The sequence below is a fragment of the Cellulomonas sp. PhB143 genome (assembly GCF_003752595.1).
GTDB lineage: Bacteria > Actinomycetota > Actinomycetes > Actinomycetales > Cellulomonadaceae > Paraoerskovia.
Genome location: NZ_RKIJ01000010.1, coordinates 182105 through 204241, shown reverse-complemented (window position 1 = coordinate 204241; position 22137 = coordinate 182105). Strand labels below are relative to the sequence as shown.

Annotated in this window: 24 protein-coding genes and 2 tRNA genes; 7 read left to right on the top strand and 19 right to left on the bottom strand. The window is 74.7% G+C overall.

Annotation, left to right across the window (positions count from 1 at the left end; translation table 11 throughout):
* Positions 1 to 28: 28 nt before the first annotated feature.
* The 4 genes from EDF32_RS05040 to EDF32_RS05025 form a co-directional block, all read right to left on the bottom strand.
* Positions 29 to 1684 carry a cation acetate symporter gene (locus EDF32_RS05040; RefSeq protein WP_233565716.1) on the bottom strand — a complete coding sequence of 552 codons (1656 nt, stop codon included), beginning with the start codon at positions 1682 to 1684 and terminating at the stop codon, positions 29 to 31.
* Complete coding sequence (locus EDF32_RS05035; protein WP_123307426.1) at positions 1681 to 2019, bottom strand: DUF485 domain-containing protein; 339 nt, start codon at positions 2017 to 2019, stop codon at positions 1681 to 1683. The genes EDF32_RS05040 and EDF32_RS05035 overlap by 4 nt, the downstream gene beginning before the upstream one ends.
* Before the next feature lie 143 nt (positions 2020 to 2162).
* Entirely contained in the window at positions 2163 to 2912 is a 750-nt protein-coding gene (trmB, locus tag EDF32_RS05030) for a tRNA (guanosine(46)-N7)-methyltransferase TrmB (RefSeq protein WP_123307425.1), read from the bottom strand.
* A gap of 106 nt (positions 2913 to 3018) precedes the next feature.
* A tRNA-Lys gene (locus EDF32_RS05025) sits at positions 3019 to 3094 on the bottom strand.
* A 148-nt stretch (positions 3095 to 3242) separates the two neighbouring features.
* Here EDF32_RS05025 and bcp point away from each other — a divergent pair.
* Together bcp and EDF32_RS05015 are read left to right on the top strand one after the other, a co-directional pair.
* A complete protein-coding gene (bcp, locus tag EDF32_RS05020; RefSeq protein ID WP_123307424.1) occupies positions 3243 to 3719 on the top strand; it encodes a thioredoxin-dependent thiol peroxidase in 477 nt (158 codons plus the stop codon).
* 22 nt (positions 3720 to 3741) lie between these two features.
* A tRNA-Leu gene (locus tag EDF32_RS05015) sits at positions 3742 to 3823 on the top strand.
* An 82-nt stretch (positions 3824 to 3905) separates the two neighbouring features.
* On the opposite strand, the gene trxA is transcribed toward EDF32_RS05015, so the two are convergent.
* Entirely contained in the window at positions 3906 to 4289 is a 384-nt protein-coding gene (gene trxA / locus EDF32_RS05010) for a thioredoxin (protein WP_123307423.1), read from the bottom strand.
* Positions 4290 to 4426: 137 nt separating this feature from the next.
* Between trxA and EDF32_RS05005 the strand changes: the two genes are divergently transcribed.
* Genes EDF32_RS05005 through EDF32_RS04995 form a run of 3 tightly spaced genes read left to right on the top strand, consistent with a single transcriptional unit; the run spans position 4427 to position 8094 of the window.
* Positions 4427 to 5872 carry an MFS transporter gene (locus EDF32_RS05005; RefSeq protein ID WP_123307422.1) on the top strand — a complete coding sequence of 482 codons (1446 nt, stop codon included), beginning with the start codon at positions 4427 to 4429 and terminating at the stop codon, positions 5870 to 5872.
* A complete protein-coding gene (locus EDF32_RS05000; protein WP_123307421.1) occupies positions 5869 to 7494 on the top strand; it encodes an aminotransferase class V-fold PLP-dependent enzyme in 1626 nt (541 codons plus the stop codon). Before EDF32_RS05005 ends, EDF32_RS05000 begins: the two co-directional genes overlap by 4 nt.
* A 9-nt stretch (positions 7495 to 7503) precedes the next feature.
* Positions 7504 to 8094, top strand: coding sequence for an NUDIX hydrolase family protein (locus EDF32_RS04995; protein WP_123307420.1), 591 nt, complete (start codon positions 7504 to 7506; stop codon positions 8092 to 8094).
* A gap of 18 nt (positions 8095 to 8112) precedes the next feature.
* Here EDF32_RS04995 and EDF32_RS04990 read toward each other — a convergent pair whose 3' ends face one another.
* Entirely contained in the window at positions 8113 to 9726 is a 1614-nt protein-coding gene (locus EDF32_RS04990; RefSeq protein ID WP_123307419.1) for an ATP-binding cassette domain-containing protein, read from the bottom strand.
* 55 nt (positions 9727 to 9781) lie between these two features.
* Here EDF32_RS04990 and EDF32_RS04985 point away from each other — a divergent pair, with 55 nt between their 5' ends.
* Entirely contained in the window at positions 9782 to 10243 is a 462-nt protein-coding gene (locus EDF32_RS04985) for a DUF3054 domain-containing protein (protein ID WP_123307418.1), read from the top strand.
* A 14-nt stretch (positions 10244 to 10257) separates the two neighbouring features.
* Here the strand turns inward: EDF32_RS04985 and rdgB are convergent, their stop codons facing one another.
* From rdgB to clpS, 7 genes are all read right to left on the bottom strand, one after another.
* A complete protein-coding gene (gene rdgB, locus EDF32_RS04980; RefSeq protein WP_123307417.1) occupies positions 10258 to 10932 on the bottom strand; it encodes an RdgB/HAM1 family non-canonical purine NTP pyrophosphatase in 675 nt (224 codons plus the stop codon).
* The gene (rph, locus tag EDF32_RS04975; protein ID WP_123307416.1) at positions 10929 to 11702 is read right to left on the bottom strand and encodes a ribonuclease PH; all 774 of its coding nucleotides are present in this window, start codon (positions 11700 to 11702) and stop codon (positions 10929 to 10931) included. Before rph ends, rdgB begins: the two co-directional genes overlap by 4 nt.
* Before the next feature lie 35 nt (positions 11703 to 11737).
* A complete protein-coding gene (locus tag EDF32_RS04970; protein WP_123307415.1) occupies positions 11738 to 12568 on the bottom strand; it encodes an MBL fold metallo-hydrolase in 831 nt (276 codons plus the stop codon).
* A complete protein-coding gene (gene murI / locus EDF32_RS04965) occupies positions 12568 to 13368 on the bottom strand; it encodes a glutamate racemase (protein WP_123307414.1) in 801 nt (266 codons plus the stop codon). Before murI ends, EDF32_RS04970 begins: the two co-directional genes overlap by 1 nt.
* A gap of 106 nt (positions 13369 to 13474) precedes the next feature.
* A complete protein-coding gene (locus EDF32_RS14660) occupies positions 13475 to 13627 on the bottom strand; it encodes a hypothetical protein (RefSeq protein WP_199734821.1) in 153 nt (50 codons plus the stop codon).
* A 131-nt stretch (positions 13628 to 13758) separates the two neighbouring features.
* Positions 13759 to 14364: a DUF2017 family protein gene (locus EDF32_RS04960; protein WP_123307654.1), complete on the bottom strand. Its 606-nt coding sequence runs from the start codon at positions 14362 to 14364 to the stop codon at positions 13759 to 13761.
* A complete protein-coding gene (gene clpS, locus EDF32_RS04955) occupies positions 14361 to 14681 on the bottom strand; it encodes an ATP-dependent Clp protease adapter ClpS (RefSeq protein ID WP_123307413.1) in 321 nt (106 codons plus the stop codon). The genes EDF32_RS04960 and clpS overlap by 4 nt, the downstream gene beginning before the upstream one ends.
* A 105-nt stretch (positions 14682 to 14786) precedes the next feature.
* Here clpS and EDF32_RS04950 point away from each other — a divergent pair, with 105 nt between their 5' ends.
* Positions 14787 to 16121 (top strand): nicotinate phosphoribosyltransferase, encoded by a 1335-nt coding sequence (locus EDF32_RS04950; RefSeq protein ID WP_255414242.1) that lies wholly within the window; start codon positions 14787 to 14789, stop codon positions 16119 to 16121.
* A gap of 30 nt (positions 16122 to 16151) precedes the next feature.
* Here the strand turns inward: EDF32_RS04950 and EDF32_RS04945 are convergent, their stop codons facing one another.
* From EDF32_RS04945 to EDF32_RS04920, 6 genes are all read right to left on the bottom strand, one after another.
* Positions 16152 to 17891 (bottom strand): DEAD/DEAH box helicase, encoded by a 1740-nt coding sequence (locus EDF32_RS04945; protein ID WP_233565749.1) that lies wholly within the window; start codon positions 17889 to 17891, stop codon positions 16152 to 16154.
* A 125-nt stretch (positions 17892 to 18016) separates the two neighbouring features.
* Complete coding sequence (locus EDF32_RS04940) at positions 18017 to 18328, bottom strand: DUF3039 domain-containing protein (protein WP_123307410.1); 312 nt, start codon at positions 18326 to 18328, stop codon at positions 18017 to 18019.
* A 172-nt stretch (positions 18329 to 18500) separates the two neighbouring features.
* Positions 18501 to 19283 carry a glucosamine-6-phosphate deaminase gene (nagB, locus tag EDF32_RS04935; RefSeq protein WP_123307409.1) on the bottom strand — a complete coding sequence of 261 codons (783 nt, stop codon included), beginning with the start codon at positions 19281 to 19283 and terminating at the stop codon, positions 18501 to 18503.
* The gene (locus EDF32_RS04930) at positions 19283 to 20260 is read right to left on the bottom strand and encodes an ROK family protein (RefSeq protein ID WP_233565715.1); all 978 of its coding nucleotides are present in this window, start codon (positions 20258 to 20260) and stop codon (positions 19283 to 19285) included. Before EDF32_RS04930 ends, nagB begins: the two co-directional genes overlap by 1 nt.
* Before the next feature lies 1 nt (position 20261).
* Positions 20262 to 21170 carry a carbohydrate ABC transporter permease gene (locus EDF32_RS04925; RefSeq protein ID WP_123307408.1) on the bottom strand — a complete coding sequence of 303 codons (909 nt, stop codon included), beginning with the start codon at positions 21168 to 21170 and terminating at the stop codon, positions 20262 to 20264.
* Positions 21167 to 22135, bottom strand: coding sequence for a carbohydrate ABC transporter permease (locus tag EDF32_RS04920; protein WP_123307407.1), 969 nt, complete (start codon positions 22133 to 22135; stop codon positions 21167 to 21169). The genes EDF32_RS04925 and EDF32_RS04920 overlap by 4 nt, the downstream gene beginning before the upstream one ends.
* Positions 22136 to 22137 lie beyond the last annotated feature (2 nt).

The window sequence follows — 22137 nt, the reverse complement described above, 5'->3', positions numbered from 1 at the left end:
TGGCGCCGCACCCGGGCCGCGCGTCCGGTCAGTGCTCGGTGGCCTTCTCCGCCCCCGCGCCCGTCAGGGAGCGGACCTCCATCTCGGCGAACAGCTCCGGGTGGGCCTTCTCCTTCGACAGGTACGTCCCGACGATCCCGAGGACGAACGCGAGCGGGATCGAGATCAGGCCCGGGTTCTCCAGGGAGATCAGGTGGAAGTCGACGTCGACGTTCTTGATCATCGACAGGCTCTCGCCCGTGGCGGGGTCGACCTTGCCCGACACGACGGGCGAGACCGCGATGAGCCCGATGCACGAGACCAGCCCGCCGTAGATGCTCCACAGCGCCCCGGACGTGTTGAACCGCTTCCAGAACAGCGAGTAGAGGATCGTCGGCAGGTTGGCGCTCGCCGCGACCGCGAACGCGAGCGCCACGAGGAACGCCACGTTCTGCCCCTGGGCGAAGATGCCGCCGACGATCGCGAGGATCCCGATGACGACGACGGTGATGCGCGCGACGCGCACCTCGCCGTCGGGCGCGACCTCCCCCTTCTTGATCACGTTCGCGTAGATGTCGTGCGCGAAGCTGGCCGCCGCCGTGATCGTCAGGCCCGCGACGACCGCGAGGATCGTCGCGAACGCCACGGCGGAGATGAACCCGAGCAGGATCTCCCCGCCGAGCGCGTACGCGAGCAGCGGCGCCGCGGAGTTGACGCCGCCGGGTGCCGCCTTGATCTCGTCCGGACCGACGAGGGCCGCCGCGCCGTAGCCGAGCACGAGGGTGAAGAGGTAGAAGATCCCGATGAGCCAGATCGCCCAGACGACCGAGCGGCGCGCCTCCTTGGCGTTCGGCACCGTGTAGAAGCGCATGAGGACGTGCGGCAGGCCCGCCGTCCCGAGCACCAGGGCGAGCGCGAGGGAGAGGAAGTTGAGCTTCGACATCGACGTCGCGCCGTAGGCCAGGCCCGGCTCAATCAGCGCCTCGCCACCCTCGCCGGCCTTGTCGATCGCCCCCTGGAACAGGTCGGAGATGCTGAAGCCGAACTTCGCGAGCACCCAGGCGGTCATGACCGCGGCCCCCGCGATGAGCAGCATCGCCTTGATGATCTGCACCCAGGTGGTGCCCTTCATGCCGCCGACCAGGACGTAGACGATCATCAGCACGCCGACCACCGCGACGACGAGGCTCTGCCCGCCCGAGGTGTCGATGCCGAGCAGCAGCGCGACGAGCCCGCCGGCCCCGGCCATCTGCGCCAGCAGGTAGAAGAACACCACGCACAGGGTCGCGAGCGCCGCCGCCATGCGCACGGGACGCTGCTTGAGCCGGAACGAGAGGACGTCCGCCATGGTGAACCGGCCCGTGTTGCGCAGCAGCTCGGCGACCAGCAGGAGAGCCACCAACCACGCGACGAGGAACCCGATCGAGTAGAGGAAGCCGTCGTAGCCGTTGACCGCGATCGCCCCGCAGATGCCGAGGAAGCTGGCGGCGGAGAGGTAGTCGCCCGCGATCGCCGTGCCGTTCTGCGGTCCGGTGAAGTTGCGCCCGCCCGCGTAGTAGTCGGCGGCCGACTTGTTCTGCCGCGATGCCCGCAGCACGACGATCAGCGTCACCGCCACGAACGCGGCGAAGATGGAGATGTTGACGGCGGGGTTGCCGATGTCCGAGCTCTCGGCGGCCATGACCGCCCCGGTCGCGGCGCTCATCGGGTCTCCCCCTCGATGACGTCGCGCAGCCTCTCGGCCTCCGGGTCGAACCTCCGGTTGGCCCAGCGCGCGTAGATCATGGTGATCGCGAACGTGGAGACGAACTGGCCGAGGCCGAACAGCAGTCCCACGGTGATGTTCCCGCTCACGCGCTGCGACATGAAGTCGTGCGCGTAGTCGGCGAGGAGCACGTAGACCGCATACCAGACCAGGAAGATCGCGGTCATCGGGAAGACGAAGCGACGGAACCGTCGCCTCAGGTCCTGGAAGTCGTCCGAGCGTTGCGCCCGCTGGTACGCCGTCTCTGCGACGGGCACCTCCACGTCGTCGGTCATGCCGCCTCCGTCGTCGTCCGCGGGGCGACCGTCAGGCACCGTCGCCTCGCTGGGCACCGTTGCCCTGGGACAAATGTCCCGTACGGGACGGCCTGCGCCCCGGCGCGACACGCCGTCGGCGGCGGGTGCGGGTGCGGGGACGGTCAGACGCGGCGGTAGGCAAGGTCCACGACGTCGCGGCCCGCGCGCCCGGCCTTGGCCTCGAACCCGGTCGGCACCCGTCCTTCGAACCGGGGCGCGTGCGCCCGGGGGCCGTGCACGTTCTCGAAGTGCGCGCTCGACTCGACGACGTCGAGCATCTGCTCGGCGTACTCCGCCCAGTCCGTCGCCAGGCGCCACGTGCCGCCGGGGCGCAGCACCCGCGCGACCAGGTCGACGAACGGCGGCGCCACGAGGCGCCGCTTGGTGTGCCGCGCCTTCTGCCACGGGTCCGGGAAGAAGACCCACACCTCGTCGACGGACCCCGCGGGCAGCGAGTGCTCGAGGACCTCCGGCGCGTTGGCCTGCATGAGGCGCACGTTGGTCAGCCCCGCCCGCAGGCAGCGGTACACGGTCTGCCCGAGCCCGGGCGTGTAGACCTCGAGCGCGAGGAAGTTCCTCGACGGGTCGGCCCCGGCCGCCGCGACGACCGCCTCGCCCTGCCCCGAGCCCACCTCGACGACGAGCGGCGCGCGCCGACCGAAGCCCTCCGCCGCGTCGTAGCGCCACGTCGGGTCGACCGAGGTGCGCGCGACCGACCTCGGCACGTCCACGACGAGCTCGTGCCGGCGGGTGTCCCACACCTTCTGCTGGCGGGCGTTCATGCGGCCGCTGCGGCGGACGAACGAGACCGGGCTGGTGCGGTACGGCAGCGGTGCGTCGGGCGCTGCGGGCTCGTCGGGCTCTGCGGGCATCCGCCAAGGATAGGTCCGGGGCTCAGCACCCCGGGACCCAGCACCCCCGGGACCCCGCAACGACGAAAGGCCCCGCCCGGCGTCTGCCGGTCGGGGCCTTTCGTGCTGGTGCGCCATCTAGGACTTGAACCTAGAACCCGCTGATTAAGAGTCAGCTGCTCTGCCAATTGAGCTAATGGCGCAACGGGGAAAACACTAGCAGGGCCCGGGCCGCGGGAGGAAATCGAGCCAGGCGGTCCGCCGTGTGACCTGTGCGACAGGCGACCGTGCCGGCGCGGTCGCCTACGCTCGGACCCCGTCCCCGTCTCCCGTCCCAGCCCAGGAGGACCCATGTCCGCACGCCTCGCCGTCGGCGACGTCGCCCCCGACTTCACGCTCCCCACCGCCGACGGCGGCACGGTGCGCCTCGCCGACCTGCGCGGGGAGTCGGTCGTCGTCTACTTCTACCCGGCGGCCGCGACGCCGGGGTGCACCACCCAGGCGTGCGACTTCCGCGACTCGCTCGCCTCCCTCGCGGGGGCCGGCTACCGCGTCGTCGGCATCTCGCCGGACCCGGTGCACACGCTCGCGCGGTTCGCCGCGGACGAGCAGCTGACGTTCCCGCTCGCGTCCGACGCCGACCGCTCGACCCTCGAGGCGTACGGCGCCTGGGGCGAGAAGAAGCTCTACGGCAAGGTCGTCACGGGCGTGATCCGCTCGACCGTCGTCGTCGACCCCGAGGGCAAGATCGCGCTCGCCCGCTACAACGTCAAGGCGACCGGCCACGTGGCGATGCTGCGCCGCGAGCTGGGCGTCGACGCGCGGTAGCGCCGCCGTAGACTGGCCGCGCGCGCGAGTGGCGTAACTGGCAGCCGCGCCAGGTTTAGGTCCTGGTGTCCTCGGACGTGCGGGTTCGAGTCCCGCCTCGCGCACCCCTGGACGCGACGCACGAAGCCCCCGGAGCCTGCGCTCCGGGGGCTTCGTCGTGGCGCGCGGGGCGCCTGCGTCCGGGGCTCAGGCCTCGGGCGCGCCCTCCTGCGCCTCGTGCTCGGCGATCTGCTTGCGCACGTCGTCCATGTCGAGCGCCTTGACGGCGCTGACGACCTCGGCGAGCTGGGGCGCCGGCAGCGCGCCCGGCTGGCTGAAGACGAGGACGCCCTCGCGGAACGCCATCAGCGTCGGGATCGACGTGATGCTCGCGGCGGCGGCGAGCGCCTGCTCGGCCTCCGTGTCGATCTTCGCGTGGACGATCTCGGGGTTCTCCTCCGAGGACTTCTCGAAGACGGGCCCGAACTGCTTGCACGGGCCGCACCACTCCGCCCAGAAGTCCACGAGGACGATGTCGTTCTCGGTGACGGTCTTCTCGAACGTGGCCTCGGTCAGCTCCAGGGTTGCCATGCTGTTCCTTCCGACGGTTGCGACGCGACGCGCCCTCGCGCGCCCGCTTCTCCCCAGGCACAGCACCCGGTGCCGCCCAGGTATTCCACCGGGTGCCACGGCCTCTCGCACGCGCGCGGTCGCCTACCCTGTGCGGTGTGACCCTGACCACGCCGGCGCTCTCCCGTGCCCGCACCGCCCGCTACGCGGCGGGGTCGGTCGGCACGGGCGGGTTCTCCACGCTGCCGGGCCTCGTGCTCCTGTACTACCTGACGGACGCCCGGGCCGTCCCCGCCCTCGCCGCGGGCCTGATCGTCACGGTCGCCAAGGTGTGGGACGTGGCGATCGCACCCGTCGTGGGGCACCTGAGCGACCGGGACCTCGCCCGGACGGGGTCCCGACGGCGCCTGATGCTCTGGGGCGGCTCTGCCCTCCCGGTGCTGTTCGCGCTGACTTTCGCGGTCCCGGCGGGCACGGCGCCGTCGGCCGCGGCGCTGTGGGTGTTCGTCGCGTTCTGGGCCACCGGAAGCGCGTTCAGCCTCTTCCAGGTGCCCTACGTGGCTCTGCCCGCGGAGATCGCACCCACCTACGACGACCGGACCCGGCTGCTCGCCTGGCGGGTCGCGCTCCTCGCGGTCTCCATCCTGGCGTTCGGCGCCGGCGGTCCGCTGCTGCGCGGGGAGAGCGACGACGCGGCCGGCTATCTGCGCATGGGCATCGTCTCCGGCCTCGTCATCGGCGCCGGGATGCTCGTGGCCGTGCGCGCCGCGCCCCGGCCGTCGGTCGCCCGCGCCGTGCTGCCCCGCGCCCGGCCGACCGCGGCGGTCGCCGACGGCTTCCGCACGACCGGCGCGGCCCTGCGCCGCAGCGCCCCGTTCCGGGCGCTCTTCGGCACGTTCGTGCTGCAGGCACTCGCCACCGGCGTGATGCTCGCCGGCGCCCAGTACGTGGCGACGTACGTCCTCGACTCCGAGGCGGCCGTCAGCATCCTCTTCGCCGCGCTGATCGCGCCCGCGCTGCTCGCCATGCCGCTGTGGACCCGCCTGGCCGCACGCACCGGGAAGGAGCGGGCCTACGCCGTCGCCTCCGTGCTGTTCGTGGCGGCGACGCTCGCGATGGTGCCGCTGGTCTGGGCGCCCGGCCCCTGGGTCTACGCGCCCACCGCCCTGGCGGGCGTCGCGTACGCGGGCATGCAGGCGCTCCCCCTCGCGATGCTGCCCGACGTCATCGAGCACGACGCGCGCTCCCGCCGCGCGGACCCGGCCGCGGGCGCTGCCTCGGGCACCGCCGCGGGACGGGCCGCGGGCCGAGCAGCGGAGCCGGCCCCGGACCGGGAGGGCGGCGCGTTCAGCGGTGCCTGGACCGCCGGGGAGACCACGGCCATGGCGCTCGGGGGTGGCGCGCTCTCGCTCGTGCTCGCGGTGACCGGGTTCCTCTCCACCGACGCGACGTCGACGGCCGTGCAGCCGGGCTCCGCGCTCACGGGCATCTCGCTCGCCTTCTCCGTGCTCCCGGCGGCCCTGACCGCCGCGAGCCTGCTGACCCTCGCCCGCTACCGGCTCCGCCGCAGCGACTTCTCGCACCACCCGCCGGAGGAATCATGAGCACCACCCCCGCCCCGCTGCCCGTCGAGGTGCCGGTCCGCACCCAGGGCATCCTCGAGCGGCTCGCCGAGCTGCGCGCCGCCGACGCCCCGACCCACGGCGGGCACGTGCTGTCCTACGTGTACGACCCGGGGCTGGCCGTGCTCGACGACCTCGCCGCCGCGGCCATCCGGGCGGCCCAGCCGCTCAACGGGCTCGACCCGACGACGTTCACCTCGGTCGCGGTCATGGAGCGCGAGCTGCTGACCTTCGCGCGGGAGGTCCTCGGCGGGGACGACGACGTCGTCGGGTCGGTGACGTCCGGCGGGACGGAGAGCTGCATGCTCGCCGTGAAGATCGCCCGCGACGAGCACCGGGCGCGCCGCGCGGCCGCGGGCCTCGAGCCCGCGCGGGCTCGCGTGGTGCTGGCCACGACCGCGCACGCCGCCTTCCACAAGGCGGCGGCCTACCTCGACGTCGACCTCGACCTGGTCCCCGTCGACCCGGACGCCGGTGTGCCGCGGGCGGCCGACCTGATCGGCCGGCTGGACGACGACGTCGCGCTCGTCGTGGTCTCCGCCCCCGCCTACCCGCACGGCTGCGTGGACCCGGTCGCCGAGGTCGCCGGGGCGGCCCGGGCGCTCGGCGTGCCCGTGCACGTCGACGCGTGCGTCGGCGGCTGGGTGCTGCCGTTCTGGGAGGCGGCGGGCGGCGGCACCGTGCCGGCCTTCGACCTGCGCGTCCCGGGCGTGACGAGCCTGTCGGCGGACGTGCACAAGTACGGCTACACGCCCAAGGGCACGTCGGTGCTCCTGGTCCGCGGCCGCGACCGCCACCGCCGCCAGTACTTCTCGGTCACCGACTGGCCGGGCTACCCCGTCGTCAACGCCACGTTCGCGGGCTCCCGCTCGGCAGGTCCGCTCGCGGCCGCGTGGGCGGTCACCCAGGCGCTCGGCGTCGACGGCTACACCGCACTGACCCGGCGCTGCGTCGACGCGACCCGCGTCCTGGCCCGCGCCGTCGCGTCGATCGAGGGCCTGCGCGTCGTCGGCGAGCCCACCGGACCGCTGCTGTGCGTCGCGCAGGACCCGTCCGTCGAGCCCGCGCGGCGCGTCGACCCTCACGTGTGGGCCGACGAGGTCCGCTCGCTCGGCTGGCTCCTGCAGGGCCAGCCGGGGCTGGTGCAGGCCGACGGCACCCGGCTCCCGCACACGACGCACCTGACCGTGACGCCCGTCACCGCCCGCGTGGTCGACGAGCTGTCCGCCGCCCTCGTGGCGGCGGCCGACGCCGTCCGCGGCCAGGAGCGCCCGGCTCCCGGGGCCGTGCTCGCGCAGGTGGTCGAGGCCGCCGCCCCCGGCGCGACCGCGGAGCAGGCGCTGGCCGGGTTCGCCGCGCTCGACGCCGACGGCGCGTGGGACCTGGTGCGCGGCACCCTGCTCGGCGCCGGCCCGCAGGACCCGGGCGCCGCCCCGCGGCTGCCGGAGCGGATGGCTCCCCTGCTCTCCCTCGTCGAGGCGCTGCCGCCCGCGCTGAGCGGCCGCCTGCTCGTGGAGATCGTGGCGCGCACCACGGAACCGGGCCGGGCGGGCGAGCCCGGGCCGGCGAGCGCGCCGGTGGATCGCGTCGCGGATGCGGGGTAGAACTGTCGGGTGACTGAGACCGCCGACTTCCCCGACGACTGGTCGGACCCGCCGTCCGACCCCACGCCCCCGCAGGAGCCGACGCCGTCGGGCTGGCTCGCCGACGAGGAGATCGCCGCGGCGCGCGCCCGCCTTCCCATCGTCTACGTCGACGCCGTGCCGGTGCGCGTGGACGACTCGGGCGACGTGGTCGCCGTCGGGCTCCTGCTGCGCGTCACGGCGGAGGGCCAGATGACGCGTGCGCTGGTGTCGGGGCGCGTGATGTACCACGAGCGGATCCGGGACGCGCTGCTGCGGCACATCGAGAAGGACCTCGGCCCGGTGGCGCTGCCGCAGGTGCCGCCCTCGCCGCAGCCGTTCACGGTCGCGGAGTACTTCCCGACGCCCGGCATCACCAGCTACCACGACCCGCGCCAGCACGCGGTCTCGCTCGCGTACGTCGTGCCCGTCACGGGCGACTGCCAGCCGCAGCAGCACGCGCTGGACCTGGCGTGGCTCACGCCCGAGCAGGCGTGCGACGACGCGGTGCAGATCGAGATGCACGGCGGGCAGGGGGCGCTGCTGCGCCAGGCGATGGCGCACGTGGGCCGCCTGGGCTGAGACGGCGCCGACAGCCGCTCAGCCGCCGAGCGCGAGCTCCGGCCAGTCCGCGAGGTCCTCGCGCATCCGGCGGTCGTGGGTGGCGACGACGACGGCGGCGGGAGTGACGCGCAGCGCCTGCGTCAGCTCGTCGACGAGGTCGATCGACAGGTGGTTGGTCGGCTCGTCGAGCAGCAGCAGGTGCGGCGCGTGCAGCAGGGCGCGCGCCAGGTCGAAGCGCCGGCGCTGCCCGGCGGAGAGCTCGCCCAGGGGACGGTCCAGGTCCTCCTCCGTGAGCAGGCCGAGGAACGCGACCGGCACGACGTGGTCGGGGTCCAGGGCGCCGGAGGCGAGCAGGTCCAGGGCCTCGCGCGCGTAGGCGTCGAAGCCGGTGCTGCCGACCGGGACCGGCGCGCCCTCCTGCGCCACGACGCCGACGCGCACACCGTCCCCGACCCGCCGCGACCCGCGGTCGAGCGTCGCGCGGCCCGCGAGCGCGGCGAGGAGCGTCGACTTGCCCGAGCCGTTGGCCCCGGTCACCAGCAGGCGCCCCGCGGGCGCGACCGCGACGCGCGTGCCCGGCAGGTCCAGGCGCCCGTCGACGCGCGGGCTGCGCACCTCCACGAGGGGGTCCCCCGGGTCCCAGCCCGCGCCCATCGCCGCGAGGTCGGGGAACCTCAGGGCGAGCGGCGGGACGGGGACCTCGACGGCCTCCTCCTCGAGCTTCTGCGCGAGCCGGTCGGCGGACTTCACGTGCTGGCGCGCCCGCGTCGCGCGCCGGTGCTTCTGGCTGCCCTTCGCCGGCCGCCACTCGTCGGAGAGGTTCTCGTAGGAGCGGTCGAGCACGGCCGCCAGGCGGTCCGCGCGGCGGCGCTCGTCGCGGTACCGCGCCCGCCAGCGGCGCAGCGCCTGGTCCTTGGCGAAGCGGTAGGACAGGTACCCGGGCTGGCCGTAGAGCACGGGCCGACCGTCGGGCGACGGGTCGAGGTCGAGGATCGCGGTCGCGACCTCGTCGAGGAGCCGGCGGTCGTGCGTGACGACGACGACCCCGCCGCGCCACGCGATCAGCTCCCCCGTGAGGAAGTCGATCCCGGCGTCGTCGAGGTGGTTGGTCGGCTCGTCGAGGAGCAGCACGTCGCTGCGCTCGGCGAGGCGGCACGCGAGGCGCACCCGGAAGCGCTGCCCGACGGACAGCGTCGCGAGCCCGCGGCCCCGGTCGCGGCAGGCCCCGAGGCGCGTGAGCGCGACCTCGACCCGGCGGTCCGCGTCCCACACCGCGAGGTGCTCCGCGGCGGCGAGGAGCTCGCCCAGCGCGGCCAGGTCCCCGGACTCGTGGTCGAAGTCGCGCGTGGCCGCCTCGACCCGGGCGGCGACGGCCCGCAGCCGGCCGAGGCTCGCGTCGACGAGCCCGCCGACGGTCAGGCCCTCCGGGACGGCCATCTCCTGCTCGACGACCGCGAACGTCCCCTCGCGCCGGACGGTCCCCGACGCGGGCGCCAGGTCGCCGGCCAGCAGCCGCAGCAGCGTGGACTTGCCCGTGCCGTTCTCCCCGACGACGCCGAGGCGCGTCCCGGGCGAGACGGCGAGGTCGACGCGCGCGAGGACGTCGCGCCCGGGGTAGGCGAACGAGAGGTCCTGGGCGACGAGCTGCACCGGGCCAGCCTACGGGCCGGCCTGGGGGCCGGCGGCCGACGGTAGGCTCGCGCTGATGAGCACCCACGACGACAGCACGGAGGCGCTGCCCGGCGAGCGGGGACGGCACGTCCGGACCGTCGTGCTCGCCGCCGTCGCGGACGTCGCGTGCGTCGTCGCGCTGACGCTCGGCGGCTACCGCGCGCACGACGAGGGGTCCGCGTTCTCGGTCACCCTGCGCATCGCCTGGCCGTTCCTCACCGGCCTCGTCCTGGGCTGGCTCCTCGTGCGGGCGTGGCGCCGGCCGACCGCGGCCTGGCCCACCGGCGTGATCGTGTGGGGCTGCACGTGGGCGGGCGGCATCGGGCTGCGCGCCGCGACCGGCCAGGGGATCGACCCGGCCTTCCAGCTCGTGAGCTTCGGGTTCCTGGCGTTCACCGTCGTCGGGTGGCGCGGGGTGGTCAGCCTGATCGAGGTCCTGAGCCCCCGCGAGCGCCGCCGCCGCGCCGCCGCCCTGCGCGGCACGCCGAGGCGGTAGCCGACGCCGGCGGCTCAGCGCGCCAGCGCCGCCGCGACCGCCGGTGCGATCGCCCGGAACGCCTGGCCGCGGTGGCTGATCGCGTTCTTCTCGGCCGGGTCGAGCTCGGCGCAGGAGCGCTCCTCGCCGTCGGGCCGCAGGACGGGGTCGTAGCCGAACCCGCTCTCACCGCGGGGCGCGGTGAGCAGCGTCCCGCGCAGCGCGCCCTCCCGGACCGTCTCGGTGCCGTCCGGCGTCACGAGGGCCGCCGCGCAGACGAAGCCCGCGGCGCGGTGCTCCGGCCGCACGTCCGCGAGCTGGGCGAGCAGCAGCTCGAGGTTCGCGGCGTCGTCCCCGTGGCGTCCTGCCCAGCGCGCCGAGAAGATCCCCGGGGCGCCGCCGAGCACGTCGACGGCGAGGCCCGAGTCGTCCGCCAGTGCGGGCAGCCCCGTGGCGGCGGCGAGCGCGCGCGCCTTGATCAGCGCGTTCTCGGCGAACGTCGCGCCGTCCTCGACCGGCTCCTGCGTCGCGAGGTCGGCGGCCGAGACGACCGCGTCGTCCGGCAGGTCGAGCCCGGGCTGCTCCGCGAGGATCGCGCGCAGCTCGGCGAGCTTGCCCCGGTTGTGGGTGGCGAGCACGAGCCGGGCCGACGCCGGTACCGCGACCCGGGCCGCGCCGTCGGGCGCGCTCACGCCGTCCGGCAGGCTCATCGGCGGCCCGGCTCGCCGGCGAGCGCGTCGCGCTGGAGCCCGGCGAGCGTCGCGTTGCCCGCGACGGCGAGGTCCAGCAGCGCGTCGAGCTCGGCGCGGTCGAACGGCGCGTGCTCCGCCGTCCCCTGCACCTCGACGAAGGTCCCGGCGCCGGTCACGACCACGTTCATGTCCGTCTCGGCGCGCACGTCCTCGACGTAGGGCAGGTCGAGCAGCGGCGTGCCGTCGACGATCCCGACGCTCACGGCCGAGACGGAGTCCGTCAGGACGTCCTTGCCGCCGGTGACGTGCCCGTGGCGCCGGCCCCACGCGATCGCGTCGGCGAGCGCCACGTAGGCGCCGGTGATGGCGGCGGTGCGCGTGCCGCCGTCGGCCTGCAGGACGTCGCAGTCGAGGACGATCGTGTTCTCCCCGAGCGCGGCGATGTCGACCACCGCGCGCAGCGAGCGCCCGATCAGGCGGGAGATCTCGTGGGTGCGCCCCCCGATCTTGCCCTTGACGGACTCGCGCTGGTTCCGGGAGTCCGTGGCGCGCGGGAGCATCGCGTACTCGGCGGTGACCCAGCCCTCGCCGGAGCCCTTCTTCCACCGGGGGACGCCCTCGGTGAAGGAGGCCGCGCAGAGCACGCGCGTGCCGCCGAACTCGACGAGGACGCTGCCCTCGGCATGGTCGAGCCAGCCGCGCGTGATCGTCACGGGGCGGAGCTCGTCGTGGGCGCGTCCGTCGGCGCGGGCGGGCGCACCGGACGTGGTCGGGGTCTGTGAGGTCATGGCGACCACCCTAGCGGCGCCCCGGTGAGCGGGGCTCAGAGCGTGAAGGCGGCGCCGCCCGTCGCGACCTCGGCCGGCCCGGCGTACTCGGCCCGCGCCTCGGCCAGCGTGACCGCGGGGTCGTTCCAGGCCGGCAGGTGGGTCAGCACGAGCCGGCGGGCGCCCGACTCGCGCGCCACACGCCCGGCGCCGCGCCCGGTGAGATGGATGCCGGGCTCGACGCAGTCGTCGCGCCCCTCGTGGAACGCCGCCTCGCACAGCAGCAGGTCGGCGTCGCGCGCGGCCTCGACGACGCCCGGGCTGTAGTCGGTGTCCCCCGTGTAGACGAGCGTCGCCGTCGTCCCCGGCCGCGCGCTCGACGGGCCGGTGACCCGCACGCCGTAGGCCTCGACCGGGTGGTAGGCGCGGAACGGCTCGAGCACGAGCGGGCCGACGGCGACCTGCTCCCCCGCCGACCAGGCGCGGAAGTCGAGCTGGCCGCCCATGTGCTCCCCGGGACCCAGGCCGTACGCGGCGCCCACGCGCTCGGCGACGTCCGCCGGGCCCAGCACCGGCAGCCCGCCGGCGCGCCGCGGGTGGCCGCCGGTGCGCTCGGTGCCGCGCTCGGGGTGGTAGCGCAGGTACACGTACAGCCCGCACAGGTCGACGAAGTGGTCGGGGTGCAGGTGGGAGATCGCGACGGCGTCCAGGTCGAGCGGCTCGACCGCGCGCTGCAGCGCCCCGAGCGCACCGTTGCCGAGATCGAGCACCACGTTCCACTCCCGCCCGTCCGGCGAGACGTCCGCGGGGACCTGGACCAGGTGGCACGACGCCGGGGAGCCCGGCCCCGCGAAGGAGCCCGAGACGCCGACCGTCACGAGGCGCATCAGCGGGCCTCCACCAGCGCGACCTCGGGGCCGAGGAAGCGGCGCGCGAGGTGGTCGAACGGCTCGGGGCTGCCGGTCGCGACGAACCGGTGCCGCGGCGGCCCGGCGTCCCGCGAACGCTCCAGCCCCTGCGCGACGAGGGTGCGGTAGACGTCCTTCGCCGTCTCCTCGGCGCTAGAGACGAGGGTGACGTCGTCGCCCATCACGTAGGAGATCGCGCCGGTGAGCAGCGGGTAGTGCGTGCAGCCGAGCACCAGGGTGTCCACGCCGGCGTCGCGCACCGGCTCCAGGTAGGTCCGCGCGACGTCGAGGACCTCGGGCCCCGACGTCGTCCCCGCCTCCACGAGGCGCACGAACTCGGGGCACGCCTGCGAGACGAGGGTGACGGGCGCGACGGCGAGCGCGTCGTCGTACGCGCGGGAGGTGATGGTCGCCTGCGTCCCGATGACGCCGATGCGACCGTTGCGCGTGGCCGCGGCGGCGCGACGGGCGGCGGGGAGGATCACCTCGACGACCGGCAGGCCGTGGCGCACCGTGTAGCGCTCGCGCGCGTCGCGCAGCACGGCCGCCGTGGCGCTGTTGCAGGCGATGACGAGCATCTTCACGCCCTGGTCCACCAGGTCGTCCATGATCGACAGCGCCATCGCCCGCACGGCGGCGAGCGGCTTGGGGCCGTAGGGGCTGTTCGCGGTGTCCCCGATGTAGTGCAGGGCCTCGCCGGGGAGCTGGTCCAGGATGGCCCGGGCCACCGTCAGCCCGCCCACGCCGGAGTCGAAGATCCCGATGGGTGCGTCGTTCACCCGGCCGAGACTATCCGGACGCGCCGCGGCGCACGCCCCGGAACGGTGTGATCCGGACGACGTGCGCCGCGTGCGTGCTTCAGGGTCCCGCGCTCGGCGGGACCCGCTAGACCCGGCTCTTGCCCCGGTTCAGCAGCCAGATCACGAGGCTGACGACCAGGATGACGACGCCGATCCAGATGAGGATCTGGCCGACGCCGGCGAAGCCGACGATCACCAGGATGACACCGACGATGAGAATGATGAGCCAGAGAGGCACTGTGGGTCCCTTCCACGACGCCGGGGCGTGGTGCCCCGGTCACGAGGAGGAACCATACGGACAATCTCGCGACACGCACGCCGGGAGCCACGACGTCCCTGGTGGGACGGCGTGTCGCGCCCGGGCACGGATCAGCCGCGCGGCAGGTCGGCCAGCATCCCCTCCACGAGCGACTCCTGGAGCCACCCTGCCGTGAGGAAGACGCTCGCGAAGAACCGTCGCGGCCCCGGCCCGGCGGCGCCCGCGGCGTCCTCGGGACCGTCGGTCTCGACGGGGTCTGCGGGGTCGACCGGATCGTCCTCGCTGCCGAGCTCCTCGTGCAGCGCCTCGACCGCGGCGTCCGTCTCGAGCCCGAGCCGCGAGGCCAGCACGAGGCGCAGGTCGGTCAGCGCCGCGGCGACCACCCGACCGTCCTCGCGGCGCACGAGCAACGGCGACCGGGTCCCGGGCTCCGGCTCGTCGTCGAGCAGCAGGCGCGCGAACCTCAGCAGCCCGTCGACCTTGCCCGCGGCCACCTCCGTCTGCGTGAGGCGCCGGAACTCCGCGGAGACCTCGGCGTCGTCGCGCGAGGCGTCGGGCAGCAGCCGGGCGACCGCGGGGTCGTCGGGGCCGCCGGTGCCGGGAGCGGCGTCCTGCAGCATCTGGGCGACGTCGCCGACCACCTGCGCGAGGACGATCCGCTCGGTGGCGTCGAGCTCGGCGACATAGCCGAGCGCGTGCGGCCGGAAGGCCCTCACGCGGAGCCCCGCTGCATGGTCGCCCACAGCCCGAACCCGTGCATCGCGCGGACGTCGACCTCGATCTTCTCGCGGCCGCCGTGGGACACGACCGCCCGGCCCTCCTCGTGCACGCGGAGCATCAGGGTGCGGGCCCGCGCCTCGTCATAGCCGAAGTAGCTGCGGAACACGTAGCTGACGTACGACATGAGGTTGACCGGGTCGTTCCACACCACGGTCGACCACGCGTCGCCGACCGACCCGGCGCGCTCCGGGCGCGTCCGCTCCAGCACGTCCGTGCCCGCACCGCCGGGAACCCCGGTCGTCGTCTCGCTCACCCGACCACTCTAGGTGGCGCCCGGACGGTGCGCGCCGAGGAGCGGGGCACGCGGCAGCACGCGGCGGCACGCGGCGGCACGCGTCGGCACAGCCCGCGCCATAAGGTGTCCCCCATGACGACGGCGTTGCTCACCGACCGCTATGAGCTGACCATGCTCCAGGCCGCGCTCGCCGACGGCACCGCGCACCGCCACAGCATCTTCGAGGTGTTCACCCGCCGCCTGCCCGCCGGCCGGCGCTACGGCGTCCTCGCCGGGACCGGCCGCGTGCTCGAGGCGCTGGCGGACTTCCGGTTCGACGACGCCGACCTGGCGTGGCTCGAGCGCGAGCGGGTGGTGGACGCGGCGACGCTCGAGTACCTCGCCGGCTACCGGTTCACCGGATCCGTCACCGGCTACGCCGAGGGCGAGACCTACTTCCCGCAGTCGCCGGTGCTGACGGTCGAGGGGACCTTCGCCGAGGCGGTGCTCCTGGAGACGCTCGTCCTGTCGGTGCTCAACCACGACTCCGCCGTCGCCGCCGCGGCGTCACGCATGACCAGCGCCGCCGTCGACCGCCCGTGCCTCGAGATGGGGGCGCGCCGCACGCACGAGGAGTCGGCCGTCGCCGCCGCACGCGCCGCCGTCGTCGCCGGGTTCGCGGGCACCTCCCACCTCGAGGCGGGGCGCCGCTACGGCCTGGCGACCATCGGCACCGCCGCGCACGCCTTCACGCTCCTGCACGACGACGAGGAGTCGGCCTTCGCCGGGCAGGTCGCCTCCCAGGGGGTGGGGACCACGCTCCTGGTCGACACCTACGACGTCCTCGCCGGCGTCGAGCACGCCGTGGCGGCCGCCGGCACGGGTCTGGGCGCCGTGCGGCTCGACTCGGGCGACCTGGGGGGCCTCGCGGTGGACGTGCGCCGGCGGCTCGACGAGCTCGGCGCGACGAGGACGAAGATCACCGTCACGTCCGACCTCGACGAGCACGCGATCGCGGCGCTCGCGGCGGCACCCGTGGACTCCTACGGTGTCGGCACGCAGCTCGTCGTCGGTTCCGGCGCCCCGACCTGCGGCATGGTCTACAAGCTCGTCGCGCGCGAGGACTCCGAGGGCGTCGTGCGACCGGTCGCCAAGGCGTCCACCGCCAAGACGAGCGTCGGGGGCCGCAAGGCCGCCGCACGCCGGTACGACGAGGACGGCCGGGCGGTGGCCGAGGTGCTGGCCACCGGCACGCGGGACGCCGTCGACCGCTGGGACGGCGGGGGCGACGCCACGCTGCGCCTCCTGCAGGTGCCGCTCGTCGCCGAGGGGTCGGTGGACTCGCGCTGGACCGGCCACTCGGGGGTGCGCAAGGCGGCAGAGCGCCATGCCGACTCCCGGGCCGAGCTGCCCCGGGGGGCGCGCCGGCTGTCGGCCGGCGAGCCCGCCATCCCGACGCAGACGATCACCCTGGACTGAGCCGCGTCCCCGGAGGGACCCGGCGACGGTTCAGCGCTTGCCGACGAACCAGCCGCGCACCACGGCGATCCGCGCGTCGAGCTGCTCGGCGGTCGCCAGCGGCACCTCCGGGCCACCGGACCTGCGCCGCAGCTCGTTGTGCACCGAGCCGTGCGGCTGCCCGCTGCGCCGCGCCCACGCCGAGACGAGCTGGGAGAGCTCCTTGCGCAGCTCCGCCACCCGGCGGTGCTCCAGCTCGGAGCGGTCGGCCTCGGCCGCGCGCCGGGAGCGCGAGGACACCTGGCTCGCCTGGCGCTGACGCAGCAGCGTGGCGACCTGGTCGGCGTCGAGCAGCCCCGGCAGCCCGAGGAAGTCCTGCTCGTCCTCGCTGCCCACGTCCGCACCCGTGCCGAACTCGCCGCCGTCGAACAGCACACGGTCGAACGACGCCTGCGCGTCGAGCGCCTCGAAGCTGCCCTGGACCCCGTCGTCGGACGCCTTCTCCTCGCGGTTCGCCGCGGCGAGCAGCGCGTCCTCGGGCGTGAAGTCCTCGCCCTGCTCCTCCGCCGTCAGGGGCCGGTCGAGGGCGTGGTCGCGCTCGACCTCCATCGCGTTCGCGAGGTCGACGAGGTGCGGCACGCTCGGCAGGAACACCGACGCGGTCTCCCCGCGCCGTCGCGCCCGCACGAACCGCCCGACCGCCTGCGCGAAGTACAGCGGGGTCGACGTCGACGTCGCGTACACGCCCACGGCGAGGCGCGGGACGTCCACTCCCTCCGAGACCATGCGGACGGCGACCATCCACCGCGCGTCGCCGTCGGCGAACTCCTCGATCCGGCTGCTCGCCCCGTCGTCGTCCGAGAGCACGACGACGGGCGACCTGCCGGTGATCCGGGCCAGGTGACCCGCGTACGCCCGGGCGTCCGTCTGGTCGGTCGCGATGACCAGCCCACCGGCGTCCGGGACCGCGCGCCGGACCTCGCTGAGCCGCGTGTCCGCCGCCGCCAGGACGGAGGGGACCCACTGGCCCTGCGGGTCGAGCGCGGTGCGCCATGCCTGGGCGGTGAGGTCCTTGGTCAGGTCCTCGCCGAGCCGGGCGCTGACCTCGTCGCCGGCGCGGGTGCGCCAGCGCATCTGCCCCGAGTAGGTGAGGAACAGCACGGGGCGCACGACGTGGTCGCGCAGCGCGTCGCCGTAGCCGTACGTGTAGTCCGCGACCGAGCGGCGGATGCCGTGTGCGTCGCGGTCGTAGCGCACGAACGGGATCGCGGCGGTGTCCGAGCGGAACGGCGTCCCGGTCAGCGCGAGGCGCCGCGTCGCACCCTCGAACGACTCGCGCACCGCGTCGCCCCACGAGAGGGCGTCGCCGCCGTGGTGCACCTCGTCGAGGATCACCAGCGTGGGCGCGGCAGAGGTCCGGGCGGCGTGCAGAGCGGGCTTCGCCGCGACCTGGGCATAGGTGAGCGCGACACCGTCGTAGTGCGCGCCGTGCCGTCCCTGGCTGTTGCGGAAGCTCGGGTCGATCCGGATGCCCACGCGTGCCGCGGCGTCCGCCCACTGGTGCTTGAGGTGCTCCGTCGGCGCGACCACCGTCACCCGCCGGACCGTGCCCGCCTCGAGCAGCTCGGTGGCCACGCGCAGCGCGAACGTCGTCTTTCCCGCGCCGGGGGTCGCGACCGCGAGGAAGTCCCGCGGAGCGTCACGCCGGTACTGCTCGAGCGCCTCGGCCTGCCAGGCGCGCAGCTTCGACGCCGTGCCCCACGGGGCGCGGCGCGGGAACGCGGGCGACAGCGTGGACGCGGCGAAGGGCGAGGGCGTCTGCGGTACCGGGTGGGCGCCGCCGTGCCCGGTGGGGTGCGCGGGGCCGCCCTCGGCGGCGGCGGGTGCGTGGTCGGTGCGGGAGGTGGCGCCGTCGCTCACTTGTCGGAGTCGCCGTCGCCGTCCTGAGGCGAGCGGAGACCCTCGTAGATCTCCTTGCACACCGGGCACACGGGGAACTTGTTCGGGTCACGGCCGGGGACCCAGACCTTGCCGCAGAGCGCGATCACCGGCTTGCCGGACATCGCCGACGCCATGATCTTCTCCTTGCGCACGTAGTGCGCGAACCGCTCGTGGTCGCCGGGCTCGACCTTCTCCTCGGCCTCGGTGCGCTCGAGGACGCTCGTCGAGGTGCCGGACGACGGGTCGTTGTACGGGTCCTCGGGACCGGCAGGAGTGCTCTGGCTCATGCGCACGATTCTAGGTGTCGCCACCGACGTCCCGTCGACCACCCGCCCGGCACCCGTCGACCACCCGTCGACCACCCGTCCGCCGAGACGTCGAATTCGGCCCCGATCCCTCCGGGATCAGGGGCGGAGTTCGACGTCTCGGCGGGTGCGGTCGGCCGGTGGGCGTGCCGCGTCAGAGGCCCTGCCAGCCCGGCTTCGAGGCGTAGGTCTGGCGGTAGTAGTCGGCGAGCTGCAGCCGGCCCGCGGCCGCGTCGTCGACCAGGACGGTCGCGTGCGGGTGCATCTGCACGATCGTCGCCGGCCACATCGCGGTCACCGGGCCCTCCACGAGCTGGTGCACCGCCTCGGCCTTGCCCCGGCCCGTGGCGAGCAGCAGCAGGTGGCGCGCCGACATGATCGTCGCGAGCCCCTGCGTGAGGCAGTGCCGCGGCACCTGCTCGAGGTCGTCGTCGAAGAACCGCGCGTTGTCCTGCCGCGTCTGGGCCGTGAGCGTCTTGATCCGCGTGCGCGACGCCAGCGACGAGCCCGGCTCGTTGAACGCGATGTGACCGTCGGTGCCGATCCCGAGGATCTGCACGTCGACGCCGCCGGCGTCCGCGATGGCCTCCTCGTACGCCGCGCACGCCGCCGGGAGGTCGTCGGCGAGGCCGTCGGGTCCGCACAGCGCACCGGGCGCGAGGTCCACGCGGGAGGCGAGCTCGGCCTCGACGACGTTGCGGTAGCGCTGGGGGTGGTCGGCCGCGAGGCCGACGTACTCGTCGAGCATGAACGCGCGGGCGCGGGCGAAGGACAGGCCCTCCTCCGCGTGCCGGCGCGCGAGCTCGTCGTACACCTTCAGGGGGCTCGAGCCGGTCGCGACGCCGAGGACGGTCCCCGGCTCGCGCCGCAGCCTCTCCTCGATCGCGTCCGCGGCGAGGCGCGCGAGCTCGTCGGCGGGGGCGATGACGACTTCCATCAGAGGACCTCTCTCCGGCCGACGAGGGCAGCACCCACCGCGGCCACGGGGACGTCGGCCGGGCTCAGGGCGACCCGGTCCGTGATACCGAGCGACGCGACGAACGCGGAGCGCCCGGCGCGCTCGGCCAGGGCCGCGCGGACCCCGGCGAGGAGCGGCTCGCCGAGCGCGGCGACGCCGCCACCGATGACGACCCGCTCGACGTCGTACGTCAGCGCGAGGAGCTGGACGGCCGAGGCCACCGCGTCGAAGAACTCGTCGCGCACGGCGACGGCACCGGCGTCGCCCGCGTCCGCGTCCGCGAGGAGCTGCGCCGGGGCGGGGGTGCCGTCCCGGGAGGGTCGCCGGGACGCGATCGCGGACCCCGAGGCGAAGGTCTCGAGGCAGCCCCGCTGCCCGCACGCGCACCACGGGCCGGCGGGGTCCACGGGCACGTGCCCGATCTCCCCGGCGGCGCCCGCGGCGCCGCGCCGCAGCGTGCCGTTGAGCACCACGCCCGCGGCAAGGCCCGTCCCGAGCGCCAGGTAGGCGAGGTCGACGTCGGCCTCCGGCAGCAGGTGCGCCGCGCCGAGCGCGGCGACGTTGAGGTCGTTGTCCACCCGCACGCCCGCGACCCCCAGAGCCTGGGCGACTCGACCGGCGAGCGGGAACGGCTCGTCGCCGATGCCGAGGTTCACGGCGTGCTGGACGCTGCCGGAGACCGGGTCGACCAGCCCGGGGACGCCGATCCCCACGCCCGTGAGGGCGCCCGGCGCGGTGCCGTCGGGCTCGAGGAGCGCGCGCACCATCTCCACGACGCCGGCCACGACGCCGTCCGGCCCGTGGACCGTCGGACGCCGCAGCGTGCGCACGACCCGCCCGTCGGGGGCGAGCAGGACCCCGAGGATCTTGGTGCCGCCGACGTCGAGGCCGACGGAGCACCCCCCGCCGACGCCTCCCGTGCGGACCGCCGGCCCGGCGATGATCGGCCCGGCCACGTCAGCCCTTGACCGCACCGGAGACCAGGCCCCCGGTCATCCGGTTCTGCACGAGCAGGAAGAAGATCATCACGGGCAGCGCGATGAGGGTCGAGGCCGCCATGACCTGCGCCCAGTTCACGCCCTCGTTCACGCTGGCGTTGAGGAACCCGCGCAGCCACAGCGGGAGCGTCTGGGAGCCCTCCGCGGGCAGCGCCACGAGGGCCACCGTGAACTCGTTCCAGGCCTGGAGGAACGCGTACACGCCGGACGCGACGAGCCCGGGCGCGAGGAGCGGGAAGGTGATCCTGAGGAACGCCCCCGTCCGGCTGAGCCCGTCGACCATCGCGGCCTCCTCGAGCTCGGCCGGGATGCCGGCGACGAACCCGCGCAGCATCCACACGGTGAACGGCACGATCGCGGCCGTGTAGAGCACCGAGACCCCCACCACCGAGTTGAGCAGGTCCGCCGCGGAGAGCATCTTGTACTGGGCGATGAACAGGCCCTCGGCGGGCAGCATCTGGATGAACAGCACGGCCACGACGAACGACCTGCGCCCACGGAACCGGAACCGGCTGATCGCAAGCGCGGCGAGGAAGGCGAAGGCCAGCACCGCGACGACCGTGACGAGCGTGATCGCCAGGCTCATCTGCAGCGCCGACCAGAAACCTGACCCGTCGACGGCGTCGCGGTAGTTGGCCGTCGTCCCGTGGGTCGGGAAGAACGACGGCGTCCGCGCGCCCAGCCGGGCGTCGGGCGTGAAGGACGAGTTGATCATCCAGTAGACGGGAAAGACCCAGCACAGAGCGACGACGACGGCGACGACGTTCCCGGCGACGCGGCCCGCGCGGACCCGGGGCCGCCGGGGGCCGGCCGGCGTCGTGCCGCTGGTCACGGCGGGCCGGGCCGGGGCGAGGGGGGCGGCGCTCATGACTCGTCCTCCTTGAGAAGGGTGCGCACGTAGGGCCAGCTGAGCACGATCGTCAGCGCGAGGACGAACAGCGACACCGCCGCCGCCCCGGCGAAGTCCTGGCGCCCGATGCCGAGCTCGTAGATGAAGTTGCCGAGCAGGTTCGTCTCGCTCACCGGCGCGCCCGCGTCCTGCAGCAGCCGGATCTGGGCGAAGACGCGCAGGTCCCAGATGATCTGCAGCAGCAGGACGATCGAGACGACCGGCCGGACGATCGGCAGGATGATGTAGAAGAACCGCTTCGCGCCGCTCGCGCCGTCGAGGGCCGCGGCCTCGAGCACCTCGTCGGAGACCTGCGTGAGCGCGGCGTAGACGGACAGCGCCACGAACGGGACCGACATCCAGGTGACGATGACGGTGGCCACGAAGAAGAAGGACAGCGGCTGGGCGAGCCAGTTGTGGTTCTCGAACGAGCCCAGCCCGATCTGCACGAGCAGCCAGTTGACGACGCCCTGGCGCCAGTCGAACAGCCACTTCCAGACGGTCACCGCGGCCACCATCGGCATCGCCCAGGCGAGCAGCAGCGCGACCTGCAGCGCGAGGCGCGGGGCCGTGCCCACGCCCTTCATCAGCAGGGCCAGGAGCGTCCCGATGCCGACGGCGAGGAACGCGTTGACGAGGCAGAACGCCACCGAGCGTGCCACGACGACCCACACGACGTCGCTGGTGAAGATCTCGACGTAGTTCGCGAGCCCGACGAACTCGGGCGGCGCGGTGCCGAACTGCTGGGCGAGGCCGAACTCCTGCATCGAGGTGACGACCTGCCAGTACACCGGGTAGCCGAGGCCGAGCAGGAGCACCGCGACGGCGGGCACCAGGAGCAGGTACGGCGTCCTCGGACGCCGGCGCCGGCGGACGGGGGGCGGCGGGGCTCCGGCCGCCTCGACCGGGGCGGCGCCGGGGCCGCCGGTCGCGGTTGTCGTCATGG